14 protein-coding genes are annotated in these 12,182 nt (G+C 56.0%); 10 read left to right on the top strand and 4 right to left on the bottom strand.

Features of this window, described 5'->3' with window-relative positions; all coding sequences use genetic code 11:
• Positions 1-24: 24 nt before the first annotated feature.
• Positions 25-627, bottom strand: a complete 603-nt coding sequence (locus tag DBY73_RS11245) for a peroxiredoxin C (RefSeq protein ID WP_010428037.1) — start codon at positions 625-627, stop codon at positions 25-27.
• A 127-nt stretch (positions 628-754) separates the two neighbouring features.
• Positions 755-1,336 (bottom strand): ACP phosphodiesterase, encoded by a 582-nt coding sequence (acpH, locus tag DBY73_RS11250; protein WP_112011231.1) that lies wholly within the window; start codon positions 1,334-1,336, stop codon positions 755-757.
• A gap of 92 nt (positions 1,337-1,428) precedes the next feature.
• Here acpH and queA point away from each other — a divergent pair, with 92 nt between their 5' ends.
• The 7 genes from queA to DBY73_RS11285 all read left to right on the top strand — a co-directional run bounded on the left by queA (position 1,429) and on the right by DBY73_RS11285 (position 8,094).
• Positions 1,429-2,499 (top strand): tRNA preQ1(34) S-adenosylmethionine ribosyltransferase-isomerase QueA, encoded by a 1,071-nt coding sequence (queA, locus tag DBY73_RS11255; RefSeq protein ID WP_112011232.1) that lies wholly within the window; start codon positions 1,429-1,431, stop codon positions 2,497-2,499.
• Between the two features lie 55 nt (positions 2,500-2,554).
• A complete protein-coding gene (gene tgt / locus DBY73_RS11260; RefSeq protein WP_112011233.1) occupies positions 2,555-3,682 on the top strand; it encodes a tRNA guanosine(34) transglycosylase Tgt in 1,128 nt (375 codons plus the stop codon).
• Between the two features lie 22 nt (positions 3,683-3,704).
• Entirely contained in the window at positions 3,705-4,037 is a 333-nt protein-coding gene (gene yajC, locus DBY73_RS11265; RefSeq protein ID WP_003021544.1) for a preprotein translocase subunit YajC, read from the top strand.
• A gap of 27 nt (positions 4,038-4,064) precedes the next feature.
• Positions 4,065-5,912 (top strand): protein translocase subunit SecD, encoded by a 1,848-nt coding sequence (gene secD / locus DBY73_RS11270; protein ID WP_112011234.1) that lies wholly within the window; start codon positions 4,065-4,067, stop codon positions 5,910-5,912.
• 10 nt (positions 5,913-5,922) lie between these two features.
• On the top strand, positions 5,923-6,894 hold the full coding sequence (gene secF / locus DBY73_RS11275; protein WP_112011235.1) for a protein translocase subunit SecF: 972 nt from the start codon (positions 5,923-5,925) through the stop codon (positions 6,892-6,894).
• A 142-nt stretch (positions 6,895-7,036) separates the two neighbouring features.
• Positions 7,037-7,402: a VOC family protein gene (locus DBY73_RS11280; protein WP_112011236.1), complete on the top strand. Its 366-nt coding sequence runs from the start codon at positions 7,037-7,039 to the stop codon at positions 7,400-7,402.
• Between the two features lie 11 nt (positions 7,403-7,413).
• The gene (locus DBY73_RS11285) at positions 7,414-8,094 is read left to right on the top strand and encodes a YafY family protein (protein ID WP_112011237.1); all 681 of its coding nucleotides are present in this window, start codon (positions 7,414-7,416) and stop codon (positions 8,092-8,094) included.
• A 121-nt stretch (positions 8,095-8,215) separates the two neighbouring features.
• Here the strand turns inward: DBY73_RS11285 and DBY73_RS11290 are convergent, their stop codons facing one another.
• Both DBY73_RS11290 and DBY73_RS11295 read right to left on the bottom strand, forming a co-directional pair.
• The gene (locus DBY73_RS11290; protein WP_112011375.1) at positions 8,216-9,100 is read right to left on the bottom strand and encodes a nucleoside-specific channel-forming protein Tsx; all 885 of its coding nucleotides are present in this window, start codon (positions 9,098-9,100) and stop codon (positions 8,216-8,218) included.
• Positions 9,101-9,368: 268 nt separating this feature from the next.
• Positions 9,369-9,908, bottom strand: a complete 540-nt coding sequence (locus tag DBY73_RS11295) for a DUF3251 domain-containing protein (protein ID WP_112011238.1) — start codon at positions 9,906-9,908, stop codon at positions 9,369-9,371.
• Between the two features lie 152 nt (positions 9,909-10,060).
• Between DBY73_RS11295 and nrdR the strand changes: the two genes are divergently transcribed.
• The 3 genes from nrdR (at position 10,061) to ribE (ending at position 12,176) form a co-directional block, all read left to right on the top strand.
• A complete protein-coding gene (gene nrdR, locus DBY73_RS11300) occupies positions 10,061-10,510 on the top strand; it encodes a transcriptional regulator NrdR (protein ID WP_112011239.1) in 450 nt (149 codons plus the stop codon).
• A 4-nt stretch (positions 10,511-10,514) separates the two neighbouring features.
• A complete protein-coding gene (ribD, locus tag DBY73_RS11305; RefSeq protein ID WP_112011240.1) occupies positions 10,515-11,618 on the top strand; it encodes a bifunctional diaminohydroxyphosphoribosylaminopyrimidine deaminase/5-amino-6-(5-phosphoribosylamino)uracil reductase RibD in 1,104 nt (367 codons plus the stop codon).
• A gap of 87 nt (positions 11,619-11,705) precedes the next feature.
• Positions 11,706-12,176, top strand: a complete 471-nt coding sequence (gene ribE, locus DBY73_RS11310) for a 6,7-dimethyl-8-ribityllumazine synthase (protein WP_006176874.1) — start codon at positions 11,706-11,708, stop codon at positions 12,174-12,176.
• The last annotated feature ends 6 nt before the right edge of the window (positions 12,177-12,182 follow it).

The raw sequence follows: 12,182 nt of genomic DNA on the forward strand, positions 1-12,182 counted from the left end.
GGCCTTCTTCGTAAACCGTGCCGATTACAGGCTGGATACGTTCTCAGACAGGTATTTAGCCACGCCGTCCGGAGACGCGTTCATGCCTTCTTTACCTTTTTCCCACTGAGCCGGGCACACTTCGCCGTGCTCTTCGTGGAACTGCAGCGCGTCAACCATGCGCAGCATTTCGTCGATGTTACGGCCCAGCGGCAGATCGTTCACGACCTGGTGACGAACGATGCCGTTCGCATCGATCAGGAAGGAGCCGCGCAGCGCAACGCCAGCGTCCGGATGCTCGATACCGTAAGCCTGCTGGATTTCGCGTTTGATGTCCGCAACCATTGCGTATTTCACCGCACCGATGCCGCCGTTTTCGACAGGGGTGTTACGCCATGCGTTGTGTACAAATTCAGAGTCGAAGGAGACGCCAACCACTTCTACGCCACGCTTCTGGAATTCTTCATAACGTTTGTCGAACGCGATCAGCTCAGACGGGCAAACGAAGGTGAAGTCCATTGGCCAGAAGAACAGAACGGTCGCTTTACCGTTGGTGTGCTGTTTGAAGTTGAAGTTTTCAACGATTTCACCGTTGCCCAGTACTGCTGCAGCTGTAAAATCCGGAGCCGGACGAGTTACCAGAACCATATGATTCTCCTGTAGATACTAAGGTTATTTGGAACGCAACGCGGGCCAGTATAGAGAGTGTTCATGGATAAGACAAAGAGGTGATGACAATCGTTCCACCAGCTTTTACCTATCAATCAAACCGACATCACAGTTCTTTATTTTTCGCCTGCGCCACCATGCGCGGGTAGAACTGCCAGAATTGGGTCTCGAGCGCGTCATAATGCTCATCCAGATCGTGCCAGGAGTCGCGCAGCGCGTCCAGACGCGGGCGGCGGCTCGCCATCCCGTTCAGGACGTTCTGGATGAAGTCCATCTCGCGATAGCGCTCCAGCCAGCGTTCCGACCACAGGTAATTATTCAGGTTCACAAAGCGCGGCGGCGAGTCGGGCAGAATGAGGGCGACCTGCTCGCGGGCGTAGCGCACAAATTCCGGCAGCGGCATCTCCGGCGACAGCTGTGCCCAGTGGCGCGACAGGAAGTGATCCCACATCACGTCGAGCGTGATCGGCGCAACGCGGCGGGTTTCCGGACGGAACCACGCTTTGGCTTCCTGCACTTCCGGCAGGTTATCGGTCAGCACGTCGATACGCCGGTGCATGAAAATACCGTCAACCACCTCCGCGGAATAAGCTTCAGCGGGATTACCGCGCACGAAATCGGCCAGCAAATTGCCGGAAAGGGAGCTGTCAGCGAGGTGGGCGAGATGCAGGTGAGCGAGAAAATTCATGCGTTTTATCTGTCCAAAGTCGGCTAGTTGTTGCAGCAAAAGGGTGTGAGCACTAGACTATGCCGCCTGTTTTTAAGTCACGAGTATACGTCATGCGCGTCGCCGATTTCTCCTTTGAACTGCCTGAATCCCTGATTGCTCACTATCCCATGCCTGAGCGCAGCAGCTGTCGCCTGCTGTCACTGGACGGGCCAACGGGCGCGCTGACGCACGGTACTTTCACCGATTTGCTCGACAAGCTCAACCCTGGCGATCTGCTGGTCTTTAACAACACCCGCGTGATCCCGGCGCGCCTGTTTGGCCGTAAGGCCAGCGGCGGAAAGATTGAAGTGCTGGTCGAACGTATGCTCGATGATAAGCGTATTCTGGCACATATTCGCGCGTCTAAGGCGCCGAAGCCGGGCGCGGAGCTGCTGCTGGGCGATGACGAGAGCATCAAAGCGACCATGACCGCGCGCCACGATGCGCTGTTTGAAGTGGAATTCCACGACGAGCGCACGGTGCTGGATATTCTGAACACCATCGGCCACATGCCGCTGCCGCCGTACATTGAGCGCCCGGACGAAGAGGCGGATCGCGAGCTGTATCAAACCGTTTATAGCCAGAAGCCTGGCGCGGTGGCCGCGCCGACGGCGGGCCTGCACTTTGACGAACCCTTGCTGGAAAAACTGCGCGCAAAAGGCGTTGAGATGGCGTTTGTGACGCTGCATGTCGGGGCCGGTACCTTCCAGCCGGTGCGCGTGGACAGCATTGAAGATCACATCATGCATTCCGAGTATGCCGAAGTGCCGCAGGAGGTTGTGGATGCGGTGCTGGCGGCGAAGGCGCGCGGCAGCCGCGTGGTTGCGGTAGGCACCACCTCCGTGCGTTCCCTTGAGAGCGCGGCGCAGGCGGCAAAAACCGATCTTATCGAGCCGTTCTTTGGCGATACGCAGATCTTTATCTACCCGGGCTACCAGTACAACGTGATTGACGCGCTGGTGACCAATTTCCATCTGCCTGAATCGACGCTGATTATGCTGGTTTCCGCCTTTGCGGGTTACCAGCATACGATGAATGCCTACAAGTCTGCGGTAGAACAAAAATATCGCTTTTTTAGCTACGGTGACGCGATGTTTATCACGTACAATCCGCAGGCTTTGAACGAGCGTGTCGGGGAATAAGTCCGCGGCACCAGAATAATGTGTTGGACTGTTTTTCCGGCACAGAGGAATAGAAATGAAATTTGAACTCGATACCACCGACGGCCGCGCGCGCCGCGGTCGCTTGGTGTTTGATCGCGGCGTGGTGGAAACCCCCGCGTTTATGCCTGTGGGTACGTACGGCACCGTAAAAGGGATGACGCCGGAAGAAGTTGAAGCCACTGGCGCACAGATTATCCTCGGTAACACCTTCCACCTGTGGCTGCGTCCCGGCCAGGAGATCATGAAGCTGCACGGCGACCTGCACGACTTCATGCAGTGGAAAGGCCCTATTCTCACCGACTCCGGCGGTTTCCAGGTCTTCAGCCTGGGCGACATCCGCAAGATCACCGAAGAGGGCGTGCACTTCCGCAACCCGATCAACGGCGATCCGATTTTCCTCGATCCCGAAAAATCGATGGAGATTCAGTACGATCTCGGCTCCGATATCGTGATGATCTTCGACGAATGTACGCCATATCCGGCGGACTGGGATTATGCCAAGCGCTCTATGGAGATGTCCCTGCGCTGGGCGAAGCGCAGCCGCGACCGTTTTGACTCCCTGCAGAACAAAAATGCGCTGTTCGGCATTATCCAGGGCAGCGTTTACGAAGATTTACGCGATATCTCCGTTAAAGGTCTGGTAGAGATAGGTTTTGATGGCTACGCTGTCGGCGGTTTGGCTGTGGGCGAGCCGAAGGAAGACATGCACCGAATTCTGGAGCACGTCTGCCCGCAAATCCCGGCCGATAAACCGCGGTACCTGATGGGTGTGGGTAAACCAGAAGATCTGGTTGAAGGCGTACGTCGCGGCATCGATATGTTCGACTGCGTAATGCCAACCCGTAACGCGCGTAACGGTCATCTGTTTGTTACCGATGGCGTGGTGAAAATCCGTAACGCGAAGCATAAGAGTGACACCAGCCCGCTCGATTCCGAGTGCGATTGCTATACCTGTCGCCATTATTCTCGCGCGTATCTGCATCATCTCGATCGTTGTAACGAGATTTTGGGCGCGCGTCTCAATACCATTCATAATCTTCGTTATTATCAGCGCTTAATGGCTGGTTTACGTAAGGCTATCGAAGAGGGTAAATTAGAGAGCTTCGTGACGGATTTCTACCAACGTCAGGGTCGTGATGTCCCACCGTTGAACGTTGATTAATTTTAATAATGAGGGAATTTGAATGAGCTTTTTTATTTCTGATGCGGTAGCAGCAACAGGTGCACCAGCCCAGGGCAGCCCAATGTCTCTGATTCTGATGCTGGTTGTGTTCGGTCTGATCTTCTACTTCATGATCCTGCGTCCACAGCAGAAGCGTACCAAAGAGCACAAAAACCTGATGAACTCCATTGCGAAAGGCGATGAAGTGCTGACTAACGGTGGCCTGGTCGGTCGCGTAACCAAAGTAGCGGAAAGCGGCTACATTGCTATCGCCCTGAACGACACCACTGAAGTGGTCATCAAACGTGACTTCGTAGCCGCCGTTCTGCCGAAAGGCACCATGAAGGCGCTGTAATCCCAACTTTTCCCAAAGGGAACTGCCGTGTTAAACCGTTATCCTTTGTGGAAGTACATCATGCTGGTCGTCGTGATTATCGTCGGCCTGCTGTACGCACTTCCCAACCTGTATGGTGAGGATCCGGCCGTTCAAATCACTGGCGCGCGCGGTGTCGCCGCCAGTGAGCAAACGCTGATCCAGGTCCAGAAAACGTTACAAGAAGAAAAAATTACCGCTAAGTCTGTGGCACTGGAAGAGGGCGCAATTCTTGCTCGCTTCGACACCACCGACACGCAGCTCCGCGCCCGTGAAGCGCTGATGGGCGTGCTGGGTGATAAATACGTCGTGGCGCTTAACCTTGCTCCTGCAACCCCGCGTTGGCTGGCTGCGCTGAACGCAGAGCCAATGAAACTCGGTCTTGACCTGCGTGGTGGCGTTCACTTCCTGATGGAAGTGGATATGGATACCGCACTCGGCAAGCTGCAGGAACAGAATATCGACAGCCTGCGCAGCGATCTGCGTGAAAAAGGCATCGCGTACACCACCGTGCGTAAAGAAGATAACTACGGTTTAAGCATCACCTTCCGCGACAGCGCGGCGCGCGATCAGGCCGTTACTTACCTTTCTCAACGCCATCGCGATCTGGTGATTACCTCTCAGGGCAGCAATCAGCTGCGCGCGGTAATGACCGATGCTCGCCTGAGCGAAGCGCGTGAATATGCCGTTCAGCAGAACATCAATATTCTGCGTAACCGTGTCAACCAACTGGGCGTCGCCGAGCCGCTGGTACAGCGTCAGGGTGCTGACCGTATCGTGGTAGAGCTGCCGGGTATCCAGGATACCGCGCGGGCGAAAGAGATTCTGGGCGCGACTGCAACCCTGGAATTCCGTCTGGTGAACACTAACGTCGATCAGTCCGCTGCCGCTTCTGGCCGTATTCCGGGCGATTCCGAAGTGAAACAGACCCGTGAAGGTCAGCCGGTTGTGCTGTACAAGCGCGTGATCCTGACCGGTGACCATATCACCGACTCCACTTCAAGCCAGGACGAATACAACCAGCCGCAGGTTAACATCTCGCTGGATAGCGCGGGTGGCAACATCATGTCTAACTTCACCAAGGACAACATCGGTAAACCGATGGCGACCCTGTTCGTGGAGTACAAAGACAGCGGTAAGAAAGATGCCAACGGTCGCGCGGTGCTGGTGAAAGAGGAAGAGGTGATTAACATCGCCAACATCCAGTCCCGTCTGGGTAACAGCTTCCGTATTACCGGTATCAACAACCCGAACGAAGCCCGTCAGCTCTCTCTGCTGCTGCGTGCCGGTGCGCTGATTGCGCCGATTCAGATCGTTGAAGAACGTACCATCGGCCCAACCCTGGGTATGCAGAACATCAAGCAAGGTCTGGAAGCATGTCTGGCCGGTCTGGTGGTCTCCATTCTCTTCATGATCTTCTTCTACAAGAAGTTCGGCCTGATTGCGACCTCTGCACTGATCGCCAACCTGGTGCTGATCATCGGCATCATGTCCCTGCTGCCGGGGGCGACGCTGACCATGCCGGGGATTGCGGGTATCGTGCTTACCCTTGCGGTGGCGGTCGACGCCAACGTACTGATAAACGAGCGTATCAAAGAAGAGTTGAGCAACGGTCGCTCTGTTCAGCAGGCGATTGAAGAAGGTTATAAAGGCGCGTTCAGCTCCATCTTCGATGCGAACGTAACAACACTGATTAAGGTTCTTATCCTGTATGCAGTGGGTACTGGCGCTATCAAAGGCTTTGCGATTACTACCGGTATCGGTGTCGCAACGTCGATGTTTACCGCTATTGTCGGCACCCGTGCCATCGTGAACCTGCTGTACGGCGGCAAGCGCGTCAAAAAGCTGTCTATCTGAGGAGTGCGTTGTGGCACAGGAATATACTGTTGAACAATTGAACCACGGCCGTAAAGTCTGGGACTTTATGCGCTGGGACTACTGGGCCTTCGGCATTTCAGGTTTTCTGCTGATTCTGTCCATCGTCATTATGGGCGTGAAAGGCTTTAACTGGGGTCTCGATTTCACCGGTGGTACGGTGATTGAAATCACCCTGGAAAAACCGATCGACATGGACCAGATGCGCGAGTCGCTGCAGAAAGCGGGCTTCGAAGAGCCGCTGCTGCAGAACTTCGGCAGCAGCCGCGATATCATGGTGCGTATGCCGCCGGTACACGATGCTAACGGCAGCCAGGAGCTGGGCAGCAAGGTCGTACAGGTTATAAACGAAACGACCCGTCAGGATGCAACGGTTAAGCGTATTGAGTTCGTCGGCCCGAGCGTGGGGGCGGACCTGGCGCAGACCGGTGCAATGGCGCTGATGGTCGCGCTGATTTCCATCCTGATTTACGTCGGTTTCCGCTTCGAGTGGCGTCTGGCAGCCGGTGTGGTTATCGCCCTGGCGCACGACGTGGTGATCACCATGGGGATACTGTCGCTGTTCCACATTGAGATTGACCTGACGATTGTGGCATCCCTGATGTCCGTTATCGGTTACTCGCTGAACGACAGCATCGTGGTATCTGACCGTATTCGTGAAAACTTCCGTAAGATCCGTCGCGGTACGCCGTACGAAATCTTTAACGTGTCGTTGACCCAGACGCTGCACCGTACCTTGATCACCTCCGGTACCACCTTGATGGTGATCCTGATGCTGTTCCTTTTCGGTGGCCCGGTGCTGGAAGGCTTCTCGCTGACCATGCTGATCGGTGTGTCTATCGGTACCGCGTCGTCTATCTACGTCGCGTCCGCGCTGGCACTGAAACTCGGCATGAAGCGCGAGCACCTGCTCCAGCAGAAGGTTGAGAAAGAAGGGGCGGATCAGCCGTCCATTCTGCCGTAAGGCGTTGAATTGCGTGTTATTGAAATCCCGGTCGGTTGACCGGGATTTTTTTTACCTGCGCCTGACAAACACTCCTGACAGTATGCTGTCAGGAGCCCTGTCGTAGACTCCTTCTGAACCCCAATAACAGGCAGGAGGACGTATGAAAAGTGTGATTAACTGGTTTGAAATTCCCGTGGTAGATATGGATCGCGCCATCAAATTTTACGAGACGGTGATGCAGGTTGTGCTGCGTCGCGAGAAGATGGACGTGGCTGAGCTGGCGATTTTCCCGCACGAGGATCCGGCCACCGGCGGCGCGCTGGCGAAATTTGACGGCGTTACACCGTCTTCGCAGGGCGCTATTATTTACCTGCATACTGACAGCCTGACGGCTACGCTCGATCGCATTGCCGCATCGGGCGGTGAGTGCGTGTTTGGCCCGCTAGAGCTGCCGGACGGTATCGGCACTATAGCTCTGTTTACCGACAGCGAAGGTAATCGCGTCGGCCTCCATCAACCGGCCTGAGAGTAACCCAGATGACCCGACGCGCTGACCGTTTGTTTCAGATTGTGCAGATCCTGCGGGGTAGACGTCTGACAACGGCAGCGCATCTGGCGGACCGGCTTGGCGTGTCCGAGCGAACGGTTTACCGCGATATCCGCGATCTGTCGCTTTCCGGCGTGCCGGTGGAGGGCGAGGCGGGAAGCGGATATCGGCTGATGTCGGGCTTTGATTTACCGCCGCTGATGCTGACCAATAAGGAGTCTGAGGCGCTGATGGTGGCGATCCGCCTGCTCAAAACCTGGGGAGGCGAATCGCTGTCGCGCGAGCTGGAGTCTGCCCAGGAGAAGGTGCTGGCGATCCTGCCGGAGGAAAGCAGGCGCAAGGCTGAGCAGACGCGGATCTACGCACCGGACATTGCGCTTCAGCCGCATTCGCGCAGCGGATTTGATGTGATCCATCAGGCGATATCCGCCCAGCGCGTGCTGGCGCTGCACTATCGCGATGAGGCCGGGCAGCTCACAAAGCGCGAGGTTCAGCCGCTGGGGCTGTTCTTCTGGGGCGAGCACTGGCTGCTGGCCGCATGGTGCGAGCGACGCGATGACTACCGCTGCTTCCGGCTCGACAGGTGTTTGAATATAGCATTGACGGAAAGACGCTTTAGCGAGAGTGCGGACAGGTCTTTGGCTGATTTTTTGCGGAAGGTTAAGCAGTAAAAGCCGGGCGGCAAGGTAAAAGCAAAACGGCAACGTGTGTTGCCGTTTTTTGTGTTTGTTCCCTCAGCCCTGTGGGAGAGGGGCAGGGTGTGGGCATCAGCCCGCACGGTCCCTGCACTGATTAGAAGTTGTAACCCACAACCAGGTAACCACCCCAACCGGTAGAACGCACGCTGAAGTCGCCGTTGCCGAAGTTCAGGCTGGCGTCGTCGTTCCACTGGCCACCGTTGTGCCAGTAACGCGCAACCACGGAGTAGTGCCAGTGATCGTAGTTCAGCGCCAGGATGTGGCTGGAGGCGATAGAGTCATTGGTGCGCGCCTTCTTACCGTTCAGATCGCGGAAGTCGTTGTCGCCCAGGTCTGAACCCCAGTCAAAGTTGGTGAAGCCGATGTAGCTCAGGTTGCCGCCCCACAGCTGGGTGATTGGCACAAAGTATTTCACCTTGAAGCGGTAGCCGTCCCACTCGTTTTCGTTTGCGGCACCGTAGTTCTGCCACTGGTACTTGGCATAGACGTTCATGGACAGGCTCATTGGCAGACCCGTGTCGATGTCCGTACCCAGACCCATGTACCAGGTGCTCTGGCGACCGGACGCGTTGCGGCCCATGTCGTAGATGTAGTTGTTCGCGAAATACCACTCTTTGAACGGACCGAAGCTCAGGTCTGTGCCGGTCAGCTTATCGATAGAGAAACGCGGTTCGATTTCCATGAACAGCGGAGAACCGTGGTTCCAGATACCTTTCGCATCGCTGTTACCGCCGAAGAATACCGGTGCATCCATATAGCCGTAGAAATCAAACCAGTCTTTTTTAGCGAACGCTTCATATTCCAGGTAGGTATCGTTGCGGATCTGCGGTCCGAAACGGGTGTGGTAGCTACCTACCACGTTAACGCTCTGGTGCCACCAGTCGGAGAGGTACTGTGGTTTGTCGTTTTCCGCCGCGTTAACGGTGAAAGAGGCGGAAAGTGCCAGCGCTGCACCGGCTGCGAGTAATGTTTTTTTCATAATCATGCCACTGATTGAAATTCCCTTCCGGGAGTGAAAAATGCGCGAATTGCGTTTCTAAATGTTTCGTGTTTCTGCGGAGCCTATTATAGGAATCCTTGCTCACAAAAATACGTGTTGTTTCACAGTTCTCTCACATACGTAATCGATTGCGTTCACGTTTGCGTACTTTAACGGCGGGGATTGTAACGGCAATCATTTATGTTGCCAATATTTGCGGGATGTAAAATGTTAGCGGAGTAACAATCTACTCCGCTAAAAGAGGGGATTACCGGGCGGCGGGTTGAATATCGTGAATGCGGATAAAGCCTAATTGCTCTGGCGTAAGGCCGCTCAGCTGAACGGGAATATCAACGTCGCTCGGCGCCAGCACGCTGGCCGGAGCGGTGATCAGCTGATTCTTAACGTTCACTTCCTGATAATTTTCGGTTGTGCCCTGAATTTGCCCCCACTCTACGGTGCCGCTGAAGGCCGGAAGCGGGTCATTGGACTCGCCCTGAATCCGCAGGGTGGCGCGCGTGCCGTCAGCGTTTGCCGCCACGTTTACCAGCGACATTTTAAGCGTGCCGATCTGGCTGTTCAGGCGGGCAGGCGTGTTCGCGCCCGGCAGAAGGTAAACGCCGCTGCTGGATTTCGCATTCAGCGCATTCTGCTGGGTGATCTTCACGGTTTCTTTATTCAGCTTTTCCATCGCAGAGTTCAGCGTCCTGACGCTTTGCTTCATCTCGCGGACTTCCGTTTGCTGTGCACAGGCGCTAAGGCTGAAGAGGCTTCCCACCAGCAAAATACGTAAATAACGTCTTGTCATTGCGTTTATTTCCTTGAAGTAACGGATAGGCGTAATGGTAGGCAGTATTGCGCCGTCAGGTATAGATCCTTTGTCTCAAAAAGCTCTTCCTTTGTTGTCAGCCCAGATCAGGGTAAAATAGAAATCAGACAACCAGATACCAGGGATACCGTATGCATTGCCCATTTTGCTCCGCCGTGGATACCAAAGTTATTGATTCTCGCCTCGTGGGTGAAGGGTCATCCGTACGCCGTCGTCGGCAATGTCTGGTGTGCAACGAGCGTTTTACGACCTTCGAAGTCGCAGAGCTGGTGATGCCGCGCGTGGTGAAAAGCAACGACGTGCGCGAGCCGTTTAACGAAGAGAAGCTGCGCAGCGGGATGCTCAAGGCCCTGGAAAAACGCCCCGTCAGCGCAGATGACGTCGAGATGGCCCTGAACCACATTCGCTCCTATCTTCGTGGGCTGGGCGAGCGCGAGGTGCCGAGCAAAATGATCGGCAACCTGGTGATGGAACAGCTGAAAAAACTCGATAAAGTCGCCTACATCCGCTTTGCTTCCGTTTACCGCAGCTTCGAAGACATCAAAGAGTTCGGCGAAGAGATCGCCCGCCTACAGGATTAAGCGCATGCAGGATGAGATTTACATGGCGCGTGCGCTGAAGCTGGCGCAGCGCGGCCGTTTTACCACCCATCCCAACCCGAACGTGGGGTGCGTCATCGTCAAGGACGGCGAAATCGTCGGTGAAGGTTTCCACTATCGCGCGGGCGAGCCTCACGCGGAAGTTCACGCCTTACGTATGGCGGGTGAGAAGGCGCGCGGGGCGACGGCCTACGTAACGCTTGAGCCTTGCAGCCATCACGGCCGCACGCCACCGTGCTGCGACGCGCTGATTGCGGCGGGCGTCGCGCGGGTGGTGGCCTCAATGCAGGACCCTAATCCGCAGGTGGCGGGCCGCGGCCTGTATCGCCTGCAGCAGGCGGGGATCGACGTCAGCCACGGCCTGATGATGAACGATGCCGAAGCGGTGAATAAAGGCTTCCTGAAGCGCATGCGCACCGGATTCCCGTACATTCAGCTCAAGCTCGGCGCGTCGCTTGATGGCCGCACGGCGATGGCGAGCGGCGAGAGCCAGTGGATCACGTCGCCGCAGTCAAGGCGCGATGTGCAACGTCTGCGCGCGCAAAGCCATGCTATCCTCACCAGCAGTGAAACGGTTTTAGCTGACGATCCGGCCATGACGGTGCGCTGGGACGAACTCAATGCAGATACCCAGGCGCTCTATCCGCAGGAAAACCTGCGCCAGCCGCTGCGCATCATCATTGACAGCCAGAACCGCATCACGCCCGAGCACCGCATCGTTCAGCAGCCGGGGGAAACCTGGATTGCCCGTACGAAAGAGGATCCGCGCGAATGGCCGGAAGGCGTGCGCACCGTTACGGTGCCGGAGCACAACGGTCATCTCGATTTGGTGGTGCTGATGATGCTCCTGGGCAAGCAGCAGGTGAACAGCATTTGGGTCGAAGCGGGCCCGACGCTGGCGGGCGCATTACTGCAGGCCGGGCTGGTGGATGAACTGCTGGTTTACGTCGCGCCTAAGCTCCTGGGCAGCGATGCGCGCGGCCTGTTCGTGCTGCCGGGCCTGGAAAAACTGGCCGACGCGCCGCAGCTTAAATTCAGCGAGATTCGTCCGGTAGGTCCGGATGTCTGCCTCCATTTAACGACAGCGTAATTGCTCCCGAAATAGGGAAGCAGTGCGCAAAGTATTATGATAAAATCCGCCCCCCTGCGGGGCCAAATGAACCCGTAAAGGAAGAGTATGAACATTATTGAAGCTGCTGTAGCTACCCCGGACGCTCGCGTCGCCATCACCATTGCGCGTTTCAACAACTTCATCAACGACAGCCTGCTGGAAGGTGCCATTGACGCCCTGAAACGTATCGGCCAGGTTAAAGATGACAACATTACCGTTGTTTGGGTTCCTGGTGCTTACGAACTGCCACTGGCAGCGGGCGCGCTGGCGAAAACCGGTAAATATGACGCGGTGATTGCGCTGGGTACGGTTATTCGTGGCGGCACTGCGCACTTCGAATACGTTGCGGGCGGTGCAAGCAACGGTCTGGCACACGTTGCGCAGGATGCTGAAATTCCTGTCGCGTTTGGCGTGCTGACCACCGAAAGTATTGAACAAGCCATCGAACGTGCTGGCACTAAAGCCGGTAACAAAGGTGCAGAAGCTGCACTGACCGCGCTTGAAATGATCAATGTATTGAAAGCCATTAAGGCCTGATTTTTT

This window comes from Enterobacter sp. RIT418, assembly GCF_003057745.1.
In the GTDB taxonomy this organism is placed as follows: domain Bacteria; phylum Pseudomonadota; class Gammaproteobacteria; order Enterobacterales; family Enterobacteriaceae; genus Enterobacter.

What these genes read in the sequence shown, in the direction of transcription:
- DBY73_RS11245 (WP_010428037.1), bottom strand. Translation starts at nt 627, where the DNA reads ATGGTTCTGGTAACTCGTCCGGCTCCGGATTTTACAGCTGCAGCAGTA.
- acpH (WP_112011231.1), bottom strand. Translation starts at nt 1,336, where the DNA reads ATGAATTTTCTCGCTCACCTGCATCTCGCCCACCTCGCTGACAGCTCC.
- queA (WP_112011232.1), top strand. Translation starts at nt 1,429, where the DNA reads ATGCGCGTCGCCGATTTCTCCTTTGAACTGCCTGAATCCCTGATTGCT.
- tgt (WP_112011233.1), top strand. Translation starts at nt 2,555, where the DNA reads ATGAAATTTGAACTCGATACCACCGACGGCCGCGCGCGCCGCGGTCGC.
- yajC (WP_003021544.1), top strand. Translation starts at nt 3,705, where the DNA reads ATGAGCTTTTTTATTTCTGATGCGGTAGCAGCAACAGGTGCACCAGCC.
- DBY73_RS11280 (WP_112011236.1), top strand. Translation starts at nt 7,037, where the DNA reads ATGAAAAGTGTGATTAACTGGTTTGAAATTCCCGTGGTAGATATGGAT.
- DBY73_RS11285 (WP_112011237.1), top strand. Translation starts at nt 7,414, where the DNA reads ATGACCCGACGCGCTGACCGTTTGTTTCAGATTGTGCAGATCCTGCGG.
- DBY73_RS11290 (WP_112011375.1), bottom strand. Translation starts at nt 9,100, where the DNA reads ATGAAAAAAACATTACTCGCAGCCGGTGCAGCGCTGGCACTTTCCGCC.
- DBY73_RS11295 (WP_112011238.1), bottom strand. Translation starts at nt 9,908, where the DNA reads ATGACAAGACGTTATTTACGTATTTTGCTGGTGGGAAGCCTCTTCAGC.
- nrdR (WP_112011239.1), top strand. Translation starts at nt 10,061, where the DNA reads ATGCATTGCCCATTTTGCTCCGCCGTGGATACCAAAGTTATTGATTCT.
- ribD (WP_112011240.1), top strand. Translation starts at nt 10,515, where the DNA reads ATGCAGGATGAGATTTACATGGCGCGTGCGCTGAAGCTGGCGCAGCGC.
- ribE (WP_006176874.1), top strand. Translation starts at nt 11,706, where the DNA reads ATGAACATTATTGAAGCTGCTGTAGCTACCCCGGACGCTCGCGTCGCC.